Consider the following 24,313-nt stretch of genomic DNA (forward strand, 5'->3'; position numbering starts at 1 on the left):
GCAGAGAAAATTCAAAAATGGTTTTCACACTGCTTAACAAAATACATAAGTAGAGAGTCCATAAAGTATCTCTAATCGCTTTAGGTTGTATGCAATAAAAAAATAGGCAACTTATTGGGATCGGCTGCCAATTAATTATAAGAACTTTGTATTTTCGTTACCAATTATCAAACCATCGAATATAATTCGAGCTATTAACATCAAACATGTACGAGATACCTTATCATACAACATCATTAGAAGATAAAACCATTTTAATTACAGGAGCAGCTGGCTTTATTGGATCCAATCTTGTTGAGTATTTGTTAAAATATAAGGTAAAAAAGGTAATTGTTTTAGATAACTTTTTAACAGGGTTTAAGTCGAATGTTGAGCCATTTTTGACACATCCAAATTATCAATTTATAGAAGGAGATATTCGTGATTTGGAGGTTTGCAAAAAAGCTTGTGAAGGAGTGGATATCGTTTGTCATCAAGCAGCAATGGGATCTGTGCCTCGATCTATTCAAGAGCCTTATGCTACCACTGCACATAATGTCGATGGCTTTGTCAACATGGCTTTTGCGGCATACGAGCAAGGGATTAAGCGTTTTGTGTATGCTTCTTCATCTTCCGTATATGGCGATGAGCCTAATTTACCTAAAGTAGAGGATCGAATAGGCAAACCTCTATCCCCTTATGCTATTACAAAGTTATCCAATGAACTGTTTGCAGAGAACTTTGGGCGCTTGTATGATATGGAGTTTATTGGTTTTCGATATTTTAATGTTTTTGGACCGAGACAAAGTCCTAAAGGGGCGTATGCTGCGGTTATCCCTTTGTTTGCCGATGCTTGTATGCATGATAAAGAAGTATTTATCAATGGAGATGGAGGACAAACACGGGATTTTACATTTATTGAAAATGTTGTGCAAATCAATATCAAGGCTATGTTAACGACCAATACAGAGGCTTTAAATCAAGTGTATAATGTTGGTTGTGGGGGGCGTTACACGGTATTGGATTTGTTCAAAGGGGTTCGGAAAGCTGCTGGAGTTCCTGAAAAAATGCCAACTCATCGTGCCCCTAGGGCAGGAGATATCCGAGATTCTCAGGCAGATATATCGAAGGCTCAAAAATTATTAGATTACGACCCTCAGTTTGATTTTGAAAAAGGATTGGCTATTACAGTAGACTATTTTAGAGAGTTGGCTACTCAATAAAAAGGCACTATCTTCCTTGTATTGAGGGGATCATGTGTTTGAAACGAATAAGATTATAAAATAATAAACTATAAAACAATGGACGAGTTTTTTGTACCTAGTGAAATTTTACGCGTATTTAAAGATTACTATCCTGATGTAAGCTTAAGTGATGTAGAGTGGGGATGGGAGGTTCCAGCTAAAATTTATGAAGCTTCATTTGATAATGGTGAAGTGGAATTTGAAGTAGAAATTACAGTAACGGGACATTTGCTTTTGACAGAAATCTCTATGGACTTAGAAGATGTTCCTGAAGCAATTATTGCTGCTGCGAATGCTACTTTTGAAGACCATAGTATAGAGGAAGCGAGTATGGTGCAGTATAGCAATGGTGATGTTTCTTACGAATTAGAGTTAAAATCTGCTGATACAGGAGAAGAATTTGAAGCTCATTTTAGAGAGGATGGTGCCTTCTTGGCAAAGGGGTACGATTTGTAATTCATTGATATGAATTAAGAATAGAGCGAAGTAGTTAGGTTGGTCTAATTACTTCGTTCTTTTATTTTATGCCTACTATCTGACTAATACTTAGTTATGTTGCTGCTTTATAGTTGTAGATTTTTTGTGTTGATTGGCTTCCTTGGCTTGTAGAGGTGTTTGCTTCGTTGTAAAAAACTAAAAAATCAGCGGACTACTATCATAGATTATCTACCAAAAAATAATATCTTTATCCTTGTCCCTCTACCAAATTTTAGTATATATCATTTTATAGAAAAAATTCCAATACAACCGTTTGGTTTAACTTATTGTTAGCTAGTTTGTTAGGAGTTTTAAAGAGGGGTAGTGAAGTCATTGGAATGAATAGTAGCTAATTATCTAAAAAAGATTCATGAAAGTATATTTTACATTTTTTGTATCAGCAATAATTTTAAGTTGTGTTGTACTGTTTGACTCGTGTAATAAAGAACAGTATAATTACTTAGATAGAACAAAAAATAGTACGGAAATAAGAGAAACGGAAAACAGATTGGAAAAAGTTTTTAACATGTACTTGGGACTTTTTTCTAATAAAAAACAATCGAGACGCGAAAGCTCTCCTCTCTATAGAAGTCAAGAAATTATTTCTGTCCCAATCTGGCCTAAAAGAGGAGATGAATATTGGTTGTATGTTTGTTGGCTACAAGAAGACCGACCAGATGATTTGCTCTCACAAGAGGTTTGGAATTTCAAGAAAAAAGACCGTGAGACAATGGAAATCGTAATGTATGATCTACCCAATAAAGATCGATATGTTAGTGATTGGAGAAAAAAAGAGCCTTTAGCAAATTTGGATGTAGATGATTTGATTTATAACGAAGGATGTACAGCTATAATTACAAGAAACAACCAAAATAAATTTACAATTACAGGAGGTGCTTGCCGTCGAAATTTGTCAGATATTATCAAATATGTAGAAGTGCATGGTGTAATTACGCCTGATTCTATTTCTTTGTACAATAAGATGTTAGATAAGAATAAAGAAGCCCTTTTTTCTTATAAAAAAGGATTGCAATTTGTACGACAACCCAAAATTTTTCCAAAATATTTAGAAATAGAAGAATAAGAAAAAGTACTGTTTCCAAAATTTTGTATACTCACAAGAAAGACGACTTAACTAATTTGCCCAAAGCCTTGTTTTCTTTGTGATAATTTCAGTTGACGCAGCAAAGGGGCATTTTTAGGATCTTTTAATAAGGGGTCTTCTTCCAAAATTTCTTGTGCAATACTTCTAGCTGCTCTTAAAATAGCACCATCTTGCGCAATATTGGCTAGTTTTAAATTGAGTACGCCTGATTGTTGCGTTCCTTCAATATTACCAGGACCTCGGAGTTTGAGATCTGCTTCTGAAATCTTAAACCCATCTGTGGTTTCAACCATCGTTTGCATTCTAAAACGACCGTCAGCAGACAATTTAAATCCTGTCATTAAAATACAATAGGCATCACCACCTCCACGGCCTACACGCCCTCTTAATTGGTGCAATTGAGCTAGTCCAAAGCGCTCTGCATTTTCAATAATCATCATACTAGCATTCGGAACATTAACCCCTACTTCGATAACGGTTGTTGCCATTAAAATTTGAGTTTCTCCTCGTGCAAAGCGTTGCATTTCAGCTTCTTTGTCAGCTGGTTTTTGGCGACCATGAACAATAGAAATTTGGTAATGAGGTTTAGGGAACTCTCGTTCGATGGTAGCGTATCCTTCCATTAAGTCTTTTACTTCGCTCAAACCTTCATATTCAGATTCTTCGATCAAGGGATAAACAATATATACTTGATGCCCTTTCGCAATTTCACGCTTCATTTGCCCAAATGTCCACAATCGTTGACTTTCAAATTTGTGGAATGTGTTAATAGGTTTACGACCAGGAGGCATTTCATCAATGACCGATACATCCAAATCCCCATAGGCCGTCATAGCTAAAGTTCTAGGAATTGGAGTTGCCGTCATGACCAAAATATGTGGAGGATTGGTTGGGTTTTTACGCCACATTTTAGAGCGTTGAACAACACCAAAGCGATGCTGCTCATCAACAATAACAAAACCCAAATTTTTAAATTTGACAGGGGCTTCGATTAAAGCATGAGTACCAATCAGCAGATCAATTTCTCCTGCTTCCAGTTGTTCCAAAACAGCTTTTCGACGTTTTCCTTTAACAGTACCCGTTAAAATTCCAATATTGAGATTCAAGCCTTCAGCCATTTCTAGAATGGATTGATAATGCTGCTGCGCTAAAATTTCGGTAGGCGCCATTAAGGCTGTTTGAAAGCCATTATCAATAGCAATGAGTAAGCACATAAAGCCTACGATTGTTTTTCCACTTCCTACATCCCCTTGTAACAAGCGGTTCATTTGGTGTCCTGTGGCTATATCAGCACGAATTTCTTTAATGACTCGTTTTTGAGCATTGGTAAGCTCGAACTTTAGGTTATTTTGATAAAAGGTATTAAAATAATGTCCTATCTTGCTAAAAATAAAGCCACGGATACCAACTTTCTTTTGATGTTTGGTTCGCAGCATTCGCAATTGAAGGAAGAAAAACTCTTCAAATTTGATGCGCTTTTGAGCCAAGTCTCGCTGTGCTTTGTCTCTAGGAAAATGAATGCCCATCCATGTTGCGTAACGACTAGGAAATCGCAATTTTTCGAGCAAGTAATCTGGCAATGATTCTGGAATAAGATGGCGTTGGGGATGAATTTTCATGAATAAGTTTTTCATGATAACTAGCATTCCTTTGCTATCAAGACGTTTGTTACGCAATTTGTCTGTAGTCGGGTAGACCGGCTCTAAGGTGGACGGATTTGCTTTTTTTGCTTCTGTAAACAGCACTATATCGGGGTGTACAATACTAACCTTTCCTTTAAAAATACTAGGCTTACCATAGACAATATATTCCATGCCTATTTGTAAATTTTGAACCCAATTAAGACCTTTAAACCAAGTTAGCTCAAGCATCCCCGTTTCATCTCTGAAAACGCCTTTCATACGACGTTTTCGACCATCACCAATACTATCAATACGCCTAAGTATTCCTTTTATTTGAACATAGTCCCCTTCCTCTTTGACATCTTTGATTTTATGAAATTTTGTTTTGTCTACATAACGAAAAGGGTAGTGTTGTAAGAGTTGTATATAAGAAAAAATACCCAACTCTTTTTTGAGTAGATCTGCTTTGGCAGAGCCAACACCTTTTAAATATTCGATAGAGGTATTTAACATAAATGATGCACTAAACGTCAATAAAATCAATAGTTCGTTGAAAAACTTTATTAGTTTGATAATCAATAAGTTGTAAATTTGTTGCGTTTGTGTTAAAGATTTGATTATCAAGCTAATATAAATGTGATTTTTTATCTTTTTGGTAAAAAAGTAAACAACTAAGCGATAGCGATCTCACGACCGCAGGGAGCTAATCAACGAACTACTATAAAATAATAAAGGGCTAAAAATAACAACATTTTAGCGATTCATAAAAGAAAAATTAGCAAATTAGTTATGGGGTGCTACCAGAATTTTAGCGTCTAGATCGCTCAATTAAAAAATCTAATCCCTTTCGTTCTTCAAAAGCGACATTGACGAGTTTGCAAAAGAGTGCTTTCTCCCAAAATTTATAATTGGGTTCATCAATATAAGGATTACCAATGGATGAAAAGCGCCATTCTTTATCATCGACAATGACAAATTCTTCAAAGTCGGGATGATATGGGTTGCTCTCAAACAGACTTACATTGACAAAGCGCCTTTTGTTTTGGTCTCCTACTGTAATAGTTACTGTGATTCCAAAGATGTTTGCCTTTACTAATGGTGCGTTGTTGTAAAACAAGCTGTAAGCTTCCTCCGACCATGCCACACGTTCCCAAAGCCATTGCCATAAAAAATTATCTATAGCTACTTTTCCACTCTGAACATAATCTCTAAAAGCAACTTCCCAATGAGCGGGGTCTTCTTTTTGTAATAATTCTTCTAATTCCATAGTATTCTACTTATCTACTTATCTACTTACTTGATCTGATGTTTGGCAAGAATGCCAATTAATCGACCTTCTTTTTCTACTGGTAATGCGGTTATTTTATGAGCAAGCATCAATTGATCTGCCTCCCACAAAGGACAGTCTTCTTGAATTGTTTTAGGTGTTGGTGTCATCATTTCCTTAGCTTTTAGATCAAAAAAAGAACTGCTAGGGAATTTATTTAAACTCCTACGTAAGTCGCCATCAGTAATGACACCCGCAATTTTTTGAGTATCATCTAAAATGACAATCATCCCAAAAATACCTTTAGACATACTCATGATTACCTCTTTAACAGTAGTATCTAATAATGCTGTTGGCAAGTTGTGTCGATGCATTTCAGTTCCCACTTTGGTAACCAGTTTGTGTCCTAAAGAACCACCAGGGTGGAATTTTGCAAAGTCGGTCTCATCAAATGATCTCAAATGAATTAAAACGGTAGCAATGGCATCTCCCATCGCCATTGTTGCTGTTGTCGATGCCATTGGAACGACAGAAATAGGAGAGGCTTCTTGCTGTACTTGAATGTTTAAGACCGCATCGGCATTTTGTGCCAACGTTGAATGAACATTTCCTACTAAAGTAATGTGTGGAAGCCCTAATTGTTTAACGTAAGGTACAATTTGTAGAATTTCATCTGTCTCACCAGAATTTGAGATACTGAGAAAGCAATCTTGGGGCATCAACATACCCAAATCTCCATGAATTGCTTCTGATGGGTGTAAAAAAAAACTGGGAGAACCAGTGCTCGCTAGTGTTGCTGCAATTTTCTTGCCTACCAATCCCGATTTGCCAATTCCACAAACTACAATCCGTCCTTTGCAATTAAAAAGTATGTCAACTGCTTTGTCAAAATCTTGATTGAGCAGCGCTGTTAATCTTTTGACAGAATCGGATTCGATGTGAAAAACTTGGGCAGCTATTTTTCTTATTTCATTCATAGGCTAAAAATACCATCCTTCTAATGAATTCCAATATACAAGTAGTTTTTTAAGAAAAAAATATTAATTAATGTAGGTGTGTTTGTTGAGGTATCGGCTGACAAAATAGCTTAAGTATTTAAATTATAATAATAGGAAGGGGGCGTTGGAGCTTTTTTGTGTTCCCAAGATTCTATTTTCTTCTATTTTAGAAACATTTTGTATATTTTGTCTAGTGGCTTTATTCGTATGTAAGAGAATTTAGAGACAGACAGAGATAGAGCCTACCTATTTATTTTCAACCAAAAAACAATTCTTAATATGAGAAAATTATTCTTTGTTGTTACCGCTTTATTGGTTCTAATGTTTACATCTGTTTCTACTCAAGCTCAAGGTTATATTCGAGCAGGCGCAGGAGCTGGATTTAATGTTGGGCAAGATGCTTTTGCAATACCTGCCTTAACACGAGATTCTAATAATGTCGTGACCGCTCAACGAACAGTCTTTGGTTCATTTGGGCAGGGGGCACGATTTTCTGTGGCGGGAGGATATATGATAACACCTTATTTTGGTGTGGAATTGGAGATTTATTATTTCCAAGGTTTTAAGCAAGAATATGGTAGTGATAACAGCATAAGCAGCAAAAATAATCAATATAGCCGAACAGGATATTCTTATCAAATGCGAGCTACGCCTTCTTTGGTTGTTCAAGCTCCCGAAGGCAAGTTTCAGCCTTATGCCAAGTTTGGCGTTTTGTTGCCATTTTGGGGAAAGACTGTTTTGGAAGAGTCTTGGGAGTATGGAGTAGGAGGATCAAGAGCAAAACAAACGGATGTGGATGGTAAATTCTCTGTTGGATTTGAATCAAGTATTGGAGTGCAGTATAACGTAAATAATAATTTAGGGATCTATTTACAGGCAACGTATACTGGCTTGAGAATTCGTTCTGATAAAGCAACAGTGGTAAAGGATGAAGCAGTTTCACCTAACGGAGAAGTAACCAATGAATTGGAAACAGCAGATGTATTGGTAACACAAATCGTCTTTCAGGATGAACTAACACAAGAATCTAATACCACGGCAGGAATTAATATTTTGCCAGATGTTCCTGATGATGTAATTGTCCGAGTTAGCGGAAATGTTGATAGAGACAAACCATTGAATTTACCGACACAGACTAGTAATTTTAATGCCTTTTCTTTTAGTGTAGGGATAAAATATACTTTTGGAAAAGAGTAATAATGATTAGTAATTCGACGAATTGAAGTTATTGGTTCGCTTCTTCAATCGTCGAATTACTAGTTCATGGTTTATTATTTGATGCCAATTGGGTTTAAAATAGCATCGATTCTTGCTAGAATATCTTCTAAGTGAACAGTAGAGATAGCGTTAGTTTGCTTGCTAATATTATTCTTAATGTCTTTCTCTAACCGCTTTAACATACTTCTTGAAATCGCTTTTACATCCGATTGATCTTTAGGATCTTTCATTAAAGCCTCCATTTTCTCAATATAAGCACGCTGTAAGTTACGACGATATAGATCAATTGCTGTACCACTATTGAGTTCTTCCCAAATACCAGATTTAACCCCCATAAACAAGTCAATTAAGGTGTAAGCTTTGTCACTGCCTTCTGTGGCTTCTGCTTCCGCTAATCGAGCCAATCGAGCGGGATCAAATAAGTTATTGAGTGTTCTTTTTTGCATGCTTAACAAGCGATTGACAATGCCTGTCGATTCGATTCTATCTAAGATGGCAGGATCAATCAGCCATTTAGGTGTTTGAAACAACTCTTTATTCAAGAACAACATCGCCTTTTCTTGCTTTACTTTTGGAACGTGAGAGAAGATAGTTCCTTCTTGGTCGTGCGTTTTGGTATATTGGTAAACACCACCAATATTAGACGAAACGTGCCCCATATAGCGGTTTAGTTGACCAAAAATTTGTCCATATAATTCCCGTAAGTCACTATAATCCTTGCCGTCTTCTGCCGACCACTCGATTAGTTTAGGCAAAATTCGCTTTAAGTTCGCAATTCCTAGCGTACTGGCTTTAACGGCGTCATCTCCCAAATCTTCTGTTTGAGAAGAAGGATCTACGACACGCCATTGTTGTGCGCCAAAACGAAAAACAGGGTCGTCAGCTCTTTCCTTAATCCATCCATTTAAAGTACTACGTTCCTCTTCAGCACTATTGGCACTAGGAATTGGCTTATAACCATAAATGATAGACCAAACATCGTATTCTCCAATTTTAGCCCCCAAGCTTTTGACACCATCTCCTGGTTGCGCAATATAGTTAAAACGGGCATAATCCATAATAGAAGGTGCTGTTCCATGCGTAGCTGTAAATGTTGGAGAACGCAACGAGTCGACAGGGTAAGCAACACTTGAACCCATGTTGTGAGGCAATCCTAACGTGTGTCCAACTTCATGCGCCGCCACAAAGCGAATCAATTCTCCCATAACGGCATCATCAAACTGAACGCTACGAGCAGCTGGATTAATTGCAGCTGTTTGAATCAAATACCAATTCCTTAATAAGTTCATCACATTATGATACCACAAGATATCAGATTCTAAAATCTCGCCCGTACGAGGATCATGTACGTGTGGTCCTTGGGCATTGGGGATATCCGTAGTAATGTAACGAATAACCGAATAACGGACATCTTCAGGGCTCCAATCTGGATCTTCCTCTTTGGTTGGAGGATCTTTGGCTATAATGGCATTTTTGAAACCTGCTGCTTCAAAGGCTTTTTGCCAATCGTTCACCCCTTGTTTTAGGTAAGGACGCCATTTTTCAGGAGTAGCAGGGTCTATATAATAGACAATTTGTTTCTTAGGTTCTACCAATTCGCCTCTTTTGAAAGCAGCCATATCTTTGGGTTCCAAACGCCATTTGGTAATAAAACGTTGCGTTTGTGCTTTTTGTCTTTCAGAGCTATAGTTGGTCTGTTGAATAGAAAAGTACCCTACACGTCCATCATAAAATCTTGGTTGCATCAATGTTTCAGGTAATAATATGAAAGATTGATTCATTTCGACAGAAAGTGTCTGAGTCAGGAAATTATCGGGCAGTTTTTTGCCCCTATAGGTCAATATATGCCTTACTTCCGTATTAGTAGGAAAGCTTTTTGTGCTGGTAATTAAGCTACGTTTACTATCGACACCTCCAATGGCAAATCGTTTTCGTTGCCCATCATTTAAAGCTCCAATTAGAGCAATATCAGTGGTGAAAAAAGGATTTACTTCAAAAACTACTCCTGACATTTTATTGGCAGAACTATCTTTGTTATAAGCAGCAACAGGAAAGCTATGGATAATAGGTTCAAAGTTGTTGTTTTTTAGAGACTTATAGATGGGCTCTTTTTCGTTGGCAACGCTATGATAAGAAACCGAACGCATTAGTATTCTGTCGTCTACTTTTTCGAATCGAATGACCTGTTGTGGGCGAGATTTCATTCCTGCACCTCCAAAACTCAAGTTTTTTACATAACCTGAAATACGACTAACCACCATAATTTCCTTTTCCAACAAATTCATAGGAAGTTCAAAGTAGTACTTTTCATCAACTTTGTGCGTTGTAATTAGCCCCTTTTGAGTAATGGCTTTTTTTGTAATAACTTGTTTATATGGTTTTGGGGCTCCTTTTTTAGGTGGCGCCTTTTTTTTGGCAGCAGGTTTTTCTGTCTTTTCTGGTTCTTGATTTTTTTTGTTTTTCTTTTTCTTTTGCGCATATCCATCCAAAGGCATTATTAGTAATGCAAAGGAGAAGATAAGGGCATATAGAATATACGTTCTCATAATCTTAGCTGTTGTCTCTATTTTTTATTTATAAAAATCAGAATGGATTAAAGACCCAAAGATAGGTCGATATAAACACAGCCAAAATATAAAAAATGAAGGAAGGAAAAGAGCTTAAGGACTTGTATTAAGAACTTTTTAAGAGAAACTGTAAGTTATCTTCGACGACCTTTGTTTTTTGATCGTTTATTTCTATCATAATAGGTAGGAGGTTGCTTGCGGATAAACTTGATAAATTGCTGCATCTCTTCATTGGCTAGTAATTTTTCTATCGTGTCAAAATCTTTTGCCAACTCTTTTTCGCTAAATAAAGAGTGAATTTTGTTGTGGCAAACTTGATGCAACAGAACGGTTGGAGTGCCAGCCCCGCCTCTGGATATAGGAAGAAGATGGTGTAAATTAGCTGGTGGTGCAATTTCTCTTGAACAAATAGGACATATTTTTTTCTCTTCCATCGTATTATTTTTTTTGAAAGCAACCTTTACACTTGGGCAAAAGTTCCCATGAATAGAAGAAAAGAGGCAAAAAGCCCTTTTTTAAATGATAAGTGCTGTGTAAATAAAGGTTACACAGCACTTATTTTATGACTCAATTAGCGTTGAGCTTATGGATTTTATTAGAATTTGGAGTCATCTACACTATCCAAATACGCTTGAATCGGTTTGACAACTTCTGCTAGACAACCATCTTCAAAAGGAGACTTTAAGTTGGCGAGTTGTACCAGTCCTAAGAACGATTTAGAACCACCCGCCTTGCACAGGTTGATATAATCTTTCCAAGAACCCGTTTTATCTTCAAGACTACGTTGCCAAAATTGGAAGGCACAAATTTGAGCCAATACATAATCGATATAGTAAAAAGGCATACCAAAAACATGGCTTTGGCGTTGCCAAAAACGACCTTCTTCTAGATGTTTGTTACCTGCATAGTCTCTAGTTGGCAAGTATTTCTTTTCCAAATCACTCCAAACAGCATTGCGCTCTGAAGGCGTCATTGTAGGATTTTCATAAATAATATGCTGAAACTCATCAATAGCAACTCCGTACGGTAAAAATAAAATAGAACTCGCTAAATGAGAGAATTTAAACTTTTCTGTATCTTCTTTAAAAAACAAATCCATCCAAGGCCAAGTGAAAAATTCCATACTCATAGAATGAATTTCACACGCTTCATAAGTTGGCCAAAGGTAATCGTACAACTTACCATTATTACTAGTAGAGTAAGCTTGAAAAGCATGTCCAGCTTCATGTGTTAATACTGTAATATCGTGGCTAGTTCCATTGAAATTTGAAAAAATAAACGGTGATTTAAACTTGTTTAAAAAGGTACAGTAACCACCTGTTTGTTTGCCATCTTTGGCTACTAAGTCCATTAATTCTTTGTCGCTCATGAACTGAAAGAATTCATCTGTTTCTGTCGATAACTGCGCATACATAATACGAGCTTGATCTTCCATCCATTTGGGACTCCCTTTAGGCTTGGGATTGCCAGATGGAAAACTAAATCCTTCATCATAGTACTTTAAGGAATCCAGCCCTAGGCGATTGGCTTGTCTCTTTAGCAATTGAGTCGCAATAGGAACAATGTGCTCTTGTACCTGTTGACGAAAGTTAGCCACCATTTCAGCATTATAGTCCGAACGCAGCATTCGTGCATAACCTAATTCAACATAATTTTTGTACCCCAAAGTAGTTGCCATCTTGTGGCGCAACTGAACCATATTATGATAAATAGATTCAATATCAGTTGCTTTTTCAGCATAAAATGCCCATTTAGCCTCGGCAGCTCGTTTTCTTGTTGCTCTATCTTTAGATAATTCAAGAGGGTTGATTGAGGATAAGTTGTATTCTTGTCCATCAAATTGAATAATGGCCTGAGCTTTAATTTTTCTATATTGAGAGTCCAGTTTGTTTTCTTCTTTTAAATCCTCAATTATTGTTGGCTCAAAAGTTTTTAGGCGCAACTCTGAAATCGTAAATAACTGTGGTCCAAATTCTGCTTCTAACTCTTTTCGGAAAGGCGACGTTAGTAAGGCTTTAAAATAACTATTGGTGTGCTCGTTTAACTCAGGATAGCTGTTATCAAAGAAATCATTCTCACCTTCATAAAAACGATCAGTGGTGTCGATAGAATAGCGAACACTCGCCAAAGAATACATTGAATCAAAATCACTTCTCAATTGATTGATCGCCAAAATGGCTTCCTTTTGAGCTTTAAAAGTTTTTGCATTATGAAAAGCTTGCAACTCGTTGATAAATGAGTTTTTGAATGCTTCAACACTAGGACGTTCGTAGGTGAAATCACTAAATTTCATGCGCTGTATAATATTAAAATGTGAGGTACACGTAAAGCTATATTTTGGTTCGAGGTCTTTGTATACCGAACATTGATGGATAAACAAAAAGAGAAGAAACACATTTTAGTATTTCTCCTCTCTCAAAGTTAAGTTTTTTATACAAACAAAAAGAATAAACAATCGCTTTTGGATGTATTTTTTTTTTATATAACAAGCTTTTTACATTGCTTAGTTGCTTGATTCTTTGAATGTTTTAAGACCACATTTTAAGAAATTATGGTAAGTTGGTATATCTGGTGTATACGCTCTAGGTGTATTTAAGACCTGTTCATCTGGAGTAATTAAAGCATAGTAAGGTTGAGACGATTTTTTGAAATTTACTTTCTGAAATTCAGCCCATTTATTTCCAACATTGCGAATCTTTACCCCTTCAGGTGTCTTTAACACTTGGTCTAGTTTTTTACGATCATCTACATACAAAGAGACCAAAACATAATCCTCGTTAAGCATTTTGTTAATTTCCTCATCAATCCAAACATTTTCTTCCATTTTACGACAGTTAACACATCCATAACCTGTAAAATCTACTAGAATAGGCTTATTGACAGACTTGGCGTATTTCAAGGCTTCATCATAGTCATCAAAACATTGATTGATACCAGGAGGGCAGTGGTCACTAAAGGCAAATTCAGAGCTTTCATTAGCAGGAGTTTGGCAAGGTTTAATGTAAGAGTAACAAGCAGATGGAGCTAGCCCACTTAGCCAAAATGGAGTTTTGAAGGCATTAGTTTGAGGATTTGTCATGAATCCAGACAAGATAGATATTGTCAAAATACCTGCAAATGCTCCTAAGGCTTTACGCTTATTTGTGATCTTAGCATTAGGATTGTCGTGTGGAAAGCGAATAATGCCGAATAAATACAACGTCATTCCTAAGAAGATGATTGCCCATAAACCAATAAATAACTCGTAAGGTAGAATTCCCCAATGCTCTGTCAAATCTGCTGTGGACAAAAATTTCAAACCTAAAGCCAATTCTAAAAAACCTAAAACAACTTTCATTGAAGTCATCCAACCCCCTGAGTTTGGCAAAGATTGTAGCCAACTAGGAAAAGCAGCAAATAAAGTGAATGGTAATGCTAGAGCGATAGAAAAGCCTAACATACCAACTGTTGGTCCGACAACACCACCGTTAACAGCAGCTTGAACCAATAATGTACCGACAATAGGTCCTGTACAAGAAAATGAAACCAAAGCAATGGAAAAAGCTCCAAAAAATGTCCCGATCAATCCACCTTTCATAGAGGCTTGATCGGCTTTGTTCGCCCAAGAAGATGGTAGAGTGATTTCGAAGTAACCAAAGAAAGAGAATGCAAATATAGTGAATAGTGCAAAGAAGGTCAGGTTCATTGCCCAGTGAGTAGAGAGTAAGTTTAAAGCATTTTCTCCAAATGTTAAGGTAATAAATAAGCCTAAAGCAACATAAATTATGATAATAGAACCACCAAAAATAAGTGCATTTTTAATCCCTTCTTTTTTACTCTTTTTACCTTTTGAAAATAAAGAAACGGTCATCGGAATCATAGGAAAAACACAAGGTGTCAAGAGAGCTAACAAACCGCCTCCAAAACCTAAAATAAAGATAGTCCAAAGGCTCATACCTACAACATCTACATTGTTGTTAACAGTCATACCAACCTCGCCATCGCATTTTCCTAGTGGTGTTTCTAAAGAAGTAAGTAATTTTTCACGACTTGGATTAAAAACATCTCCTTTAATAGTACCATTGTATTCATTCCCTGTAACACCATTACCTCCCATAAAACTAAAACTAAACTCTACATCGGTAGGAGGCATACATTTAGTAGCATCACAAGTCATATAGTTCAAATAGCCTTTTACAGGAACTTTGGGATCTTTAACTTTGATGCGTTGTGTGATGGTAAAATCATGTTTGTATTTGGTCAATTCCATATCAAACACCTCGTCCATCATTTGCAATTTATATTCTGGTTTACTGGCAGATTCTACGTTAGAAACTTCTTCAACAACAGCATCCCCTTCAAAATTGATGCTTGTTGCTACTGGACCATCTTCGCTTTCTAATGTTTGAGAGTAAACATACCAACCCTCACCAATAGTAGCTTTGGCAATTAAATCCACTTCGTTTTCAGAAACTTTGTTAAATTCAACTACCCAACTAACAGGTTGTGCCGGATTAGCACTGGGAGTAGATATCGGTTCTTCGGTTACTGCTGGCTGCTCATCGGTGTTTGTGGAAGCTATGTCATTAGTTGCGGTAGCATTGTCATTGCTAGCGGCAGCAACTAATTTTGCAGGAATGAACTCAAATTCTACCGCAGTGGGAGGCATGCATTTGGTATCGTCACAAGTCATGTACTCCAAAAAACCAGTAACAGGTTTGTTAATATCTTTTACGGTAATTTTCTGTTGAATACTTAAGTCCTTTTTGTACTTAGTAATATTCATCTCAAACAACTCATCAAAACCTGAGACCTTATTAGATGCTTTGCTTGTTTTTTCGGTCGATTTTCCATTTTTTGTTTCGTTGTTCGACTCAAATGTAATGGTCGTTGGTATGGGACCATCTTCACTTTCTAAAAATTGAGAATAGGTATACCACCCATCTTGAATTTTTGCCTTAAAGGTGATTTCAAATTCATTGCCACCAAGGGATTGGGCTTCCCAAGTGTACTTTACAGGGCTATCTTGTGCCATTAAGCAAATCGAAGTCAGGCAAAGTAGCAGAAAAGTGGAGATAAGGTGTCTCATAAAATAGTTAGTTATTATAAGTAACAAAATAAAGGAATCGAAGATTCTCACAAAACAAAAATAGAAAAAAATAGCAAGGCGCAGCCTCTTTTTAAGAGGAATTCATTGCTTCTTGTGAGAAAGGCTTATAAAGATATGAAGATATTTTGATATTTTCCTATGGGTTTGAAATAAAAAACTGTTTTAACGTTTTTTTAAGTAGAATACTATGATTTAGTAGTTAGCTGCGCTGCTACTTCGTGGTATTGCATGAGTGCTGCGCAGTTGATGATTAAAGCTTTTGTGTAAGGGGTGATAAGCTTGTCACTTGTTAATTATAAGGCTAATGAAGTTTTTTGCAAATTATTGATGGTTATGCAATTATAAAAAAAGGATAAAGTTGGCGACTTTATCCTTTTATAAATCTTGTATGTAAGAAGTATTTATTTTAATTTTATTTCAAAAGGAACATCTGTTGGTGGTAAGCACTGTTCATCGTTACAAGTCATAAAAGTAATGTATCCCTTTAGCGTTTTTACTTTCGATGCTTTTATTTTTTGAGTAATAATTAACTGTTTTTTATACTTGGTAATATCCATATCAAAAAGGCTATCAAATCCAGAAACTTTATTCCCTTCTTCTTCAGCTTTTCCTACTAATTCGACTCCTGCGTTTTCTTCTAGAACAATTGCTGTACGAATAGGACCATCATCACTTTCTAAATATTGAGAATATACATACCAGCCATCTTTAATGGTCGCTTTCATTTGAATCGTATATTCATTAGAAGCCGTTTTTTTACTTTCAAACGACCAAGAAACAGTATTGTTATTTTGGGCATAAGTAAGTACAGAAAATGTTACTAATAAAATAGAAAAAAGGTATTTCATGATGCTTTTATTTTTTAGTAGCTCGTTCATTAGCTCACTACGTTCACAGGGGACTTCTTTGCGCTATATTAACGAAAGTTTACTCTGTTGTAGCTGTTACTGCGTAATCTCAACGAACGATTGTTTTTGGATAATAATAATAAATATAAATTTGGTCAATGGGTATTGATGCTTTATCGTACAAAATACTGTGCCAAAGCCTACTTTAAAAATGGCTTCTTTGTCCATTTTACTGAAAAAAGAAAGTTTGGTATTGAATGCCTAAGCAAAGCATAAAAAGAATAAAATGAACAGCTTCTGATGCTGCTAGACTTTTATAAGATTGTAACGTAATACTCAACAAAATGCTCATCGGAACCATGAATATAACAAAATGATAACTATATAGCTGATCTTGAAATAGGAGACTTAACAAAGCCATAAAGGGCATTAATAAAACGGTATGGATGTATTTTTTTTCTCTAGCGGTTGTTTTAAAATATAAAGCTTGTAGATTGCCAATGGCCAGTAACAAAGGGGTGGATATAATGCCTAATAATAAATACAGCGCTGTATTGGTCTCATAATGGACAATCATAGTTGAGTAGTGAGACATTAGTTCTTGGTCTATCCATTGGTCAAAACTATCTCCTAAAAAATGGTACGTTCCCAACAAGAAAAAAGGAATAAAGAACCCTCCAATCAATAATAAAAATTCTTGGAAATCAAATGATCGGACAATTAACAAACCAATCGTAATCCAAAAAAAATAACTAATAAAACCATTATAAAATAGAGCTGCTATTGCGGCGGCAAAGCCAATATTAAAAATGGTGCCTAAAGAAACTCTTTTTTCATAGCTGTTGCACATACTATACAACGACCACAATAAAAAGGTATTGGCTAGCATTACGGGCGAACAACTATCAATGTTAAAATAACTAAAATGTAGCAGTATATAGCAAATGGCTGTAATGTAGGAGTAGTGTTTGGTCAGTTTGAAGTTGTTGACAATTGAATTGACTGTAAAAGCCTGAATCAATAACAAGATGCTAAAAGCCATTTTGTTGCTCGTAGGATGAAGAAGCCATTGCATGCCCCATGTACTAAGGGTACTAGGGAGTTCTTCAAAAAGAGTTAAATCATTAGGATATAGCCAAATATTTGCTCCAAAGAGAAGAAAATATAGAAACACAAATAAGATTGTGAAAATTTGGTTGTCTCGGAAAAGTTGTAGCACGTAGGTATTTTTTCTATCTATTGAAATACTTGTTCTGCAAATGCCAATAATTTGCATTACATAAGATTCCAAAAATACAATGCCTTAGGGAGAAGTTATAAAAAAGAGGTTTAATTTATTTGATAATTTGAATATTTGATACCACTGATTTCTAGTAGACAGTGCCTATCAAGTATTCAAATTATCAAAACTATTTTGCTTTGTACTCTATTTTAGTAGTTCGTTGATTACCTACGGTGCTACTTCGTGGTAGCTACCTACTGTCGTGAACTCGCATAGCTCGGTTCGCTGCTACTGCGTGGTTTTAACGAACTATTGCTATTTAATTTTAGTAATTAATTTTTAGCAAACGCAATTTGCGATCTCTTTCAGATAGAGCAATGACCTCTGATGCTGAAACTTGGATACTGCTGGTTAGTTGGGGTAACACACCACTTTTTCTAATTTGATGTGCAATGACATTTCTTTGTACATTGCCACTGCTGTTGATAACATATTCAAAAATACTGGTATCCCAAGAAATATCATTGTTGTATACAAAACGAATACTTGAGTTGGTTTTTACCGCAAAAAAAGAAGAGTAGCGAGCATTGTCATTTTCAGAACTCTGACTTTTGAACAGAACATCTTTCCAATACACTTTTCCTGATGGATGTATAGAGGCTACTAGAATATTCTCATAAAGATAATCAGCATGTGCTTTTCTTCTTTCTTCTTCATAAAATGCAATGGAAGATTCGTAAGCAAAACGTTGTTCTGCTACCAATAGAGCACCGCCATCTTTGCGCAAGACCAATTGGCAAATGGTAAAGTTTTGAATGCCATTTATTTTTTTAGATTTTTTGCCCGTTAGGCTGCGCATAAAAGTTTCTTCCAATTCAGAAGTTTGAATGGTTGGGATCTGCGCTAAGTCAGTGTTGAAGTAAAAAATGCCATTAATGGAATTTTTGTGATCGGTATATAGTCCAGAAGCTACCAGTTGCTGATTGATTTCATCGTATTGGATGTTCATATCATGCGAAATATAGTTGTTAAAAGGAACGGTATAACTAGACTCCGATCTATTGGGAGTTACTTTTAGAATTGCAAACTGATGATTTTGGCGTTGACGTTTGGTATTGTTTTCATTAAAGATGATAAAGGACTCTCCCATATTGTTGACCAATACTTGTTCAAATTCTCTTTGTTTGCTTAGTTCTAAGAATTTGAAATTTTTCTGCCAAACCATCTTTTTATCAAAAATGTCAAAATTAATCACTTCAACATTGCCATTGTAACCTGGTACATACAACAAGAAAAACTGCTTGTTTTGAGAATGAACAATTTGATTGCGGTGCAGTATCAAAGGACTGTTCAAATAGCCAATATTAAAATCTCCTATTTCTTGTGCTTCGTTATTAAACTCTTTTCCACCAATATAGGTTTTACCTCTTTTATGAAAGTAGTATAGAATAGAAAAACTTTCTTTGTGAGGTACAATTTTAAAAGGCGTAATATCTCTTTTACTAAACTCGATGGTTTTGACCCAGTTTTGTTTTAAATCACTGGTGGCAAAACTTTGAATATAAAATTTGGTTTCTGATTTGCGATATAGCAAAAAGTGATCTTCATAACGACCTATTAGTTCGTAATCAACTTCGTTGGCAACATCTACGGGTTCTGATATTTGTACTTTTTGAGCTAAAAGCAAGTTGTAGTCTAAGAGGAGGCTACCGATAATTAAAAAAAAGATAAGATATTTTTTCATAAGCTACATATTTTAGTGAAGTCAAGCTCATCGAAGTTCCATCATGCCATCAAACTCTATTGGAGACAAGGGGGCTTTCTTTTAAACAAATTAAAAGATTAGAAAGTTTGATGAAAAGATGTCGTGTAGAAAACACATTACTCTATTGAAAATCGTATTAGTTTGATTATTAACAAGATTTTTTGCTGATTTTGGTCTTGAGATCTGATAATCAAACTAATGTAAGATGCTTTTTTATGTTTTTCCTTGGTAAACCTTTGTTACTTGCTATGCTTTGTGAGCTTGCTTTGTTCGGTTCAGGGGCATAGAAAAACTAAAAAATCAACGGAGTATTAAAACAACGATATGAGTAATAATAAACTTGCCCTTTTTACAAGCTGTTTAGATTAGTGAACCAACATTAGAAGAAGGGAAGTGATTATCTAAGGTTGTATTTTGTACACTTGACTGTAAAAATCAAAAAATCCATAAACCATTATTATATATAGGTACTATGAAATTCGTACATTTGTTTCAAAATTTACCAACAAAACGCTGTAGGGCGATAATAAATCTAAGAAAAAAAACTTATTAAAGCAAACTTATTTGAATGAATACTTACTCTTTTGGGACAGAACAAGTACTAAAAGCAAGTAAAACCCCTAATTTGGATAGTTGTAAAAATGAGAAGTGTTAGAACAAAATTGAATACTTTATGATGACAAAAAAAATAATTATTATTGTTAGTTTATTTATTTGTTGGATATCTATTTATGGTTGTGGAGAAAGCACAGATAGACCAAACGATTTAGAACCAGAACATGGTAAATTGACTGGAATACCAACTATCGATGCCTTGACTAGAGATATTAAAGCGGATCCAGAAAATATGACGTTGCGGGTGGCTCGGTACGAAGCGTATACTGCCGAAGGAATGTTGAAGGAGGCAGAAGCAGAAGCTCGCTTGATTTATGAGAACGACAAAACAAACTGGAAAGCAGCTCGGTTGTTGGCGTGGGCTTATTTGGAGAATAATAAATCTAAGCCAGCGATCAAAATATTAGAGCATGCCTTAGAGATTCACCCAGATACACTGATGCTCTTGTTGGTGCATTCTGAAATGAATTTGCTGATAAAACACTATGATGAAGCTTTGATTTCGGCTGAAAAAGTATTAAAACTATCTCCATTAAACGTAGAGGGTTTATTCATGCGTGGACAAATTCTTAAGTATATGGGAGATACCTTGAATGCAATTGGTAATTTTCAGACAGCAGTAGAGCAGGATGCAGATCATATTGATGCTTACATGCAATTGGCAGATATTTTCTCAGATAAGAAAGAAAAAATTGCCATACAATATTATGATAATGCGCTAAGAATTGACTCGACTGCTTACGAGGCTCTCAAAGGAAAAGCAGCGTTTTATCACCAAAACTATACAAAAGACAACGGCTATTTGGAAAAAACCAAGGAAGCTTACGAGCGCTTAATTTATCATCACCCGCAAGAGGCAAATGGTAGCTATGATTATGGTTTGTTTTTTATGGAGGAAAAAGATTATGAACAGGCAGCACACTTCTTTGATGTCGCAACCCAATATGATCCTACGTTTGGTGATGCCTATTATTTTGAAGGACTCGCTTTGGAAAATTTGGGCAAGATAGATGAAGCAGTAACTGCTTATAAGAATGCAGTGAATAATAACAATCGTTTCAATCGGGCAGAGGATGCTCTAAAACGACTAGGTAAATTTTGATTGCTTCATTCTTTCCTAGCAAGAAAACTAAAAAATCCACAAAGTACTCTTACCTTTAAGAAAGAATCTAATCAACACATTCAAACAACCTAATAATAAAAAAATTATGATCAAGATTTTAGTTAATGATGGTATTCACCCAGATGGTAAACTGCTTATGGAAGAAGCACAATATCATGTTGATGATACTAAGATTCCTCAAGAAGAATTATCTGAAAAATTACCGAACTATGATGCTATTATTGTTCGCTCTGCAACAAAAGTTCGCAAAGAGTTGATTGATCAATGTCCTAATCTAAAAGTTATCGCTAGAGGTGGTGTTGGAATGGATAATATTGATGTCGAGTATGCTCGTTCTAAAGGTATCAAGGTCATTAATACACCAAAGGCATCGTCACAAGCTGTGGCTGAGCTGGTAATAGGGCACTTTTTTACTTTGTCTCGTTTTTTGCATCGTGCCAATAGAGATATGGCGACCAAAGGAGCTACAGAGTTTAAAGCTTTGAAGAAGCAGTATGCAGGTGGTGTGCAACTTAGAGGCAAAACAGTAGGAATTATTGGTTTTGGTCGTATCGGTCAAGAGGTTGCTCGTTTGGCATTGGGCTTAGGTATGCGTGTTTTGGCTTCTGATTTGTATGATAATACTGTCAATATAGATTTAAGTACGCCAGGTGCAGCAGACGTTGCTTTTTCAGTTCGCTTAACTACAGTGCCATTGTCTAGAGTTTTATCGGATAGTGATTATATTACCATTCACGTTCCGAGTAGCGATAAACCTGTGATAGGAACAGAAGAGTTTCAGAAGCTAAAAGATGGCGTATTTCTAGTCAATACCTCTAGAGGAGGTACAATTGATGAGGAAGCATTGTTGGAGGCACTTAACAATGGAAAAGTAGCAGGAGCTGCTTTGGATGTTTTTGTCAATGAACCTACTCCTAATCCTGAGCTTTTGAATCATCCTAAGATTTCTGTATCGCCTCATATTGGCGCTTCAACTTTAGAAGCACAACGCAATATTGGTTTGGAGTTGGCCGATACTTTTATCGATTTTTTTGGAGAAGATAATTAAACATTATAGATAGAGTTTTTATCTTTTTTTCAACTACGTTTGCCAAATAGACTTGTGCATGGTAGTAATCCAAAAGATAATCAAGGAACTATTATTTTTTAGATAAGCCATCTCAATTTTTTTTGGGATGGCTTATTTTATTATTGTTTGATAATTAGTTTAGTATGTTTTGTTGGGAATGAGGTGCATTAATAAAAAAGGAGGAAGTGTTCACAAAAGATAAACTTTGATCATAAAAAAGAACAATGGGGTAGAGGTGCATATAGACTCTAATTAAAATAGAAAAAATCTATTTTTTTTAAACAATTTTAAACTTAAGCTGTTTTAATTACAGTGATGAACACAATAACAATAGTTAGTTATTACATTTAAATAAGTAATCGTTCAGAAAGAATTATATAAAAATAAGTCTATATTTTTTCTGCTTAATTACTTACATTTATTGATTTCTGTTTATATAATTCAAAAATTATTTCACATAAAATACAGATCAAAAAATAAATGATTCAAGATTCCTAAGATCTTACCAGAAACAAATTCAGAGAAATATTTTTTAAGCTTCTATACTAATAACTACTTGTTATTAAGATGCATCTTCTATACCCCAACTTAAAGTTTAAGGAGTATTTCCAAATAAAAAAAAAGAATAGTTATGCTAAAAATGAAGTATTTGTTAATGTTTGCAGTGTGTAGTTTTGCATTTGTACAATGTACTCAAGATAGTGACACGCAAGAAGAACAAAAAGAAGTATCTATACAATTAACAGACGCTCCTATTGATGATGCAGATGTAGATGCTGTATTTATAACTGTCGCAGAAGTGAAAGTTGATGGTCAAACTTTTAGTGGTTTTTCAGGCAAAAAAACAATCAATGTAAAAGCATTGCAAAATGGTTCTGTAGATGCTTTGGGAACAGCTGATTTAGATGCCAAGGCATACAGTAATATTACCTTAGTATTAGATTTAGATACTGATGCTCAAGGAAATGCAATGGGCTGCTATATTGAGCGCGCCAATGGAACCAAAGAGTCTTTAGCAGGTTCAGCTACAGGGACAATTGAGGTAACTTCTCAGGGCGCTATTGATTTGGCGACAGAAACACGTTCTTCTGTAGAGGTTGTATTAGACTTTGATCTGCGTAAAGCAATTAAGAATGGTGCTAACAACAACGATTATGATTTTGTAAGTTCTGCTGAATTGTCTTCTTCTGTTAGAACGGTTGTTAAACATGAAACAGGAACTGTAAAAGGATCAACAACCAATAATTCAGGTTCTAACAATGATAAAGTAGTTGCCTACATATATACTAAGGGATCGTACAGTAGTTCTGAGAAAAACCCACAGGGAACTAGCAATATTCGATTTAAAAATGCAGTCAGTAGTTCTGTTGTCGATGCCAATGGTGATTTCCAATTATCTTACTTAAAAGATGGGGAGTATGATGTCGTATTTGCTTCTTATGAGTACGATGCACAGAACAAAGCTGTTTTTAAAGGAACACTCGAAATAGGCGGTTTGTTAAGCGGAACTGTGTTAGGAGCTGTAACTGTTAATGCACAGGCACAAGCCAGTTTAAACTTTGATTTTACTGCATTAATTCTGTAAGCATAAAATCATCAGAAAAGAAATAATTAACTTGCTGCTCAATAGCAGCAAGTGCTTTATAAAGAAAATAGTATAGTTCTCTAATTTATTAGTACTCATAAATCACAATTAACAGATATATGCCCAGTTACTCAAAAAAAGAACTATCTAATTTAATCAATACAAAAAAAATACACCAAAAATGAAAAAGTTATTAGGTTTAGCACTATGTGCTTCGTTTGCAATCGGAATGTCTTCTTGTACAAAAACAGAAAATGTATTCTGTTATGAATGTACACATCCTTCTAAATGTGATGTGGAAATTTGTGACGAAACAGCTACACCAGAAGGCGGAGGAGTTTGTAATTTAATACCAGTAAGTAGTGGTTCTACCAATGCAGAGTACAAAAATGCTTATGAAGCAGAAGGGTATACTTGTAGAATTAAGTAATTCTGAAAGTATCGCTAGAAATCAAGTAAATATTCAAAGGTTTTCGAATGAATAAAAATCGATTGCTTTTGTCTTTGACTATAAAAAAAA

At 35.5% G+C, this 24,313-nt stretch carries 18 protein-coding genes; 8 read left to right on the plus strand and 10 right to left on the minus strand.

Features of this window, described 5'->3' with window-relative positions; genetic code table 11:
- The first annotated feature begins 206 nt into the window (after positions 1-206).
- The 3 genes from QP953_RS03925 to QP953_RS03935 all read left to right on the plus strand — a co-directional run bounded on the left by QP953_RS03925 (position 207) and on the right by QP953_RS03935 (position 2,784).
- Positions 207-1,202 carry an SDR family oxidoreductase gene (locus QP953_RS03925; RefSeq protein ID WP_309554039.1) on the plus strand — a complete coding sequence of 332 codons (996 nt, stop codon included), beginning with the start codon at positions 207-209 and terminating at the stop codon, positions 1,200-1,202.
- A gap of 78 nt (positions 1,203-1,280) precedes the next feature.
- Positions 1,281-1,679: a PepSY-like domain-containing protein gene (locus QP953_RS03930; RefSeq protein ID WP_052594975.1), complete on the plus strand. Its 399-nt coding sequence runs from the start codon at positions 1,281-1,283 to the stop codon at positions 1,677-1,679.
- A gap of 547 nt (positions 1,680-2,226) precedes the next feature.
- Entirely contained in the window at positions 2,227-2,784 is a 558-nt protein-coding gene (locus tag QP953_RS03935) for a chromophore lyase CpcT/CpeT (protein WP_197043799.1), read from the plus strand.
- A gap of 47 nt (positions 2,785-2,831) precedes the next feature.
- Here QP953_RS03935 and recG read toward each other — a convergent pair whose 3' ends face one another.
- The 3 genes from recG to QP953_RS03950 all read right to left on the minus strand — a co-directional run bounded on the left by recG (position 2,832) and on the right by QP953_RS03950 (position 6,671).
- Positions 2,832-4,940, minus strand: a complete 2,109-nt coding sequence (gene recG, locus QP953_RS03940) for an ATP-dependent DNA helicase RecG (protein WP_052594971.1) — start codon at positions 4,938-4,940, stop codon at positions 2,832-2,834.
- 295 nt (positions 4,941-5,235) lie between these two features.
- Positions 5,236-5,694, minus strand: a complete 459-nt coding sequence (locus tag QP953_RS03945; protein ID WP_052594969.1) for a hypothetical protein — start codon at positions 5,692-5,694, stop codon at positions 5,236-5,238.
- A 26-nt stretch (positions 5,695-5,720) separates the two neighbouring features.
- Positions 5,721-6,671, minus strand: a complete 951-nt coding sequence (locus QP953_RS03950; protein ID WP_052594967.1) for an SIS domain-containing protein — start codon at positions 6,669-6,671, stop codon at positions 5,721-5,723.
- A gap of 300 nt (positions 6,672-6,971) precedes the next feature.
- Here QP953_RS03950 and QP953_RS03955 point away from each other — a divergent pair, with 300 nt between their 5' ends.
- Positions 6,972-7,889, plus strand: coding sequence for an outer membrane beta-barrel protein (locus QP953_RS03955; protein WP_052594965.1), 918 nt, complete (start codon positions 6,972-6,974; stop codon positions 7,887-7,889).
- A 74-nt stretch (positions 7,890-7,963) separates the two neighbouring features.
- Here QP953_RS03955 and QP953_RS03960 read toward each other — a convergent pair whose 3' ends face one another.
- From QP953_RS03960 to QP953_RS03990, 7 genes are all read right to left on the minus strand, one after another.
- Entirely contained in the window at positions 7,964-10,456 is a 2,493-nt protein-coding gene (locus QP953_RS03960; protein WP_052594963.1) for a zinc-dependent metalloprotease, read from the minus strand.
- Between the two features lie 155 nt (positions 10,457-10,611).
- The gene (locus tag QP953_RS03965) at positions 10,612-10,911 is read right to left on the minus strand and encodes an HNH endonuclease (protein ID WP_052594961.1); all 300 of its coding nucleotides are present in this window, start codon (positions 10,909-10,911) and stop codon (positions 10,612-10,614) included.
- Positions 10,912-11,072: 161 nt separating this feature from the next.
- Positions 11,073-12,770, minus strand: a complete 1,698-nt coding sequence (locus tag QP953_RS03970; protein ID WP_309554040.1) for a M3 family oligoendopeptidase — start codon at positions 12,768-12,770, stop codon at positions 11,073-11,075.
- A gap of 210 nt (positions 12,771-12,980) precedes the next feature.
- A complete protein-coding gene (locus tag QP953_RS03975) occupies positions 12,981-15,545 on the minus strand; it encodes a protein-disulfide reductase DsbD domain-containing protein (protein WP_052594957.1) in 2,565 nt (854 codons plus the stop codon).
- A gap of 422 nt (positions 15,546-15,967) precedes the next feature.
- Positions 15,968-16,414: a protein-disulfide reductase DsbD domain-containing protein gene (locus QP953_RS03980; protein WP_052594955.1), complete on the minus strand. Its 447-nt coding sequence runs from the start codon at positions 16,412-16,414 to the stop codon at positions 15,968-15,970.
- 229 nt (positions 16,415-16,643) lie between these two features.
- Positions 16,644-17,588 carry a DUF6427 family protein gene (locus tag QP953_RS03985; RefSeq protein ID WP_309554041.1) on the minus strand — a complete coding sequence of 315 codons (945 nt, stop codon included), beginning with the start codon at positions 17,586-17,588 and terminating at the stop codon, positions 16,644-16,646.
- A gap of 373 nt (positions 17,589-17,961) precedes the next feature.
- The gene (locus tag QP953_RS03990) at positions 17,962-19,380 is read right to left on the minus strand and encodes a hypothetical protein (protein WP_052594951.1); all 1,419 of its coding nucleotides are present in this window, start codon (positions 19,378-19,380) and stop codon (positions 17,962-17,964) included.
- Positions 19,381-20,074: 694 nt separating this feature from the next.
- Here QP953_RS03990 and QP953_RS03995 point away from each other — a divergent pair.
- The 4 genes from QP953_RS03995 to QP953_RS04010 all read left to right on the plus strand — a co-directional run bounded on the left by QP953_RS03995 (position 20,075) and on the right by QP953_RS04010 (position 24,223).
- Positions 20,075-21,118, plus strand: a complete 1,044-nt coding sequence (locus tag QP953_RS03995) for a lipopolysaccharide assembly protein LapB (RefSeq protein WP_052594949.1) — start codon at positions 20,075-20,077, stop codon at positions 21,116-21,118.
- Between the two features lie 106 nt (positions 21,119-21,224).
- Positions 21,225-22,187, plus strand: a complete 963-nt coding sequence (locus tag QP953_RS04000) for a D-2-hydroxyacid dehydrogenase (RefSeq protein ID WP_052594947.1) — start codon at positions 21,225-21,227, stop codon at positions 22,185-22,187.
- 652 nt (positions 22,188-22,839) lie between these two features.
- Complete coding sequence (locus QP953_RS04005; protein WP_052594946.1) at positions 22,840-23,793, plus strand: DUF4382 domain-containing protein; 954 nt, start codon at positions 22,840-22,842, stop codon at positions 23,791-23,793.
- A gap of 181 nt (positions 23,794-23,974) precedes the next feature.
- The gene (locus QP953_RS04010) at positions 23,975-24,223 is read left to right on the plus strand and encodes a hypothetical protein (protein ID WP_052594943.1); all 249 of its coding nucleotides are present in this window, start codon (positions 23,975-23,977) and stop codon (positions 24,221-24,223) included.
- The last annotated feature ends 90 nt before the right edge of the window (positions 24,224-24,313 follow it).

The sequence above is a fragment of the Aureispira sp. CCB-E genome (genome assembly GCF_031326345.1).
In the GTDB taxonomy this organism is placed as follows: Bacteria; Bacteroidota; Bacteroidia; order Chitinophagales; family Saprospiraceae; genus Aureispira.

Bases quoted from the DNA above. Each gene is read 5' to 3' on its own strand.
- QP953_RS03925 (WP_309554039.1), top strand. From the start codon at position 207: ATGTACGAGATACCTTATCATACAACATCATTAGAAGATAAAACCATT.
- QP953_RS03930 (WP_052594975.1), top strand. From the start codon at position 1,281: ATGGACGAGTTTTTTGTACCTAGTGAAATTTTACGCGTATTTAAAGAT.
- QP953_RS03935 (WP_197043799.1), top strand. From the start codon at position 2,227: ATGTACTTGGGACTTTTTTCTAATAAAAAACAATCGAGACGCGAAAGC.
- recG (WP_052594971.1), bottom strand. From the start codon at position 4,940: ATGTTAAATACCTCTATCGAATATTTAAAAGGTGTTGGCTCTGCCAAA.
- QP953_RS03945 (WP_052594969.1), bottom strand. From the start codon at position 5,694: ATGGAATTAGAAGAATTATTACAAAAAGAAGACCCCGCTCATTGGGAA.
- QP953_RS03950 (WP_052594967.1), bottom strand. From the start codon at position 6,671: ATGAATGAAATAAGAAAAATAGCTGCCCAAGTTTTTCACATCGAATCC.
- QP953_RS03955 (WP_052594965.1), top strand. From the start codon at position 6,972: ATGAGAAAATTATTCTTTGTTGTTACCGCTTTATTGGTTCTAATGTTT.
- QP953_RS03960 (WP_052594963.1), bottom strand. From the start codon at position 10,456: ATGAGAACGTATATTCTATATGCCCTTATCTTCTCCTTTGCATTACTA.
- QP953_RS03965 (WP_052594961.1), bottom strand. From the start codon at position 10,911: ATGGAAGAGAAAAAAATATGTCCTATTTGTTCAAGAGAAATTGCACCA.
- QP953_RS03970 (WP_309554040.1), bottom strand. From the start codon at position 12,770: ATGAAATTTAGTGATTTCACCTACGAACGTCCTAGTGTTGAAGCATTC.
- QP953_RS03975 (WP_052594957.1), bottom strand. From the start codon at position 15,545: ATGAGACACCTTATCTCCACTTTTCTGCTACTTTGCCTGACTTCGATT.
- QP953_RS03980 (WP_052594955.1), bottom strand. From the start codon at position 16,414: ATGAAATACCTTTTTTCTATTTTATTAGTAACATTTTCTGTACTTACT.
- QP953_RS03990 (WP_052594951.1), bottom strand. From the start codon at position 19,380: ATGAAAAAATATCTTATCTTTTTTTTAATTATCGGTAGCCTCCTCTTA.
- QP953_RS03995 (WP_052594949.1), top strand. From the start codon at position 20,075: ATGATGACAAAAAAAATAATTATTATTGTTAGTTTATTTATTTGTTGG.
- QP953_RS04000 (WP_052594947.1), top strand. From the start codon at position 21,225: ATGATCAAGATTTTAGTTAATGATGGTATTCACCCAGATGGTAAACTG.
- QP953_RS04005 (WP_052594946.1), top strand. From the start codon at position 22,840: ATGCTAAAAATGAAGTATTTGTTAATGTTTGCAGTGTGTAGTTTTGCA.
- QP953_RS04010 (WP_052594943.1), top strand. From the start codon at position 23,975: ATGAAAAAGTTATTAGGTTTAGCACTATGTGCTTCGTTTGCAATCGGA.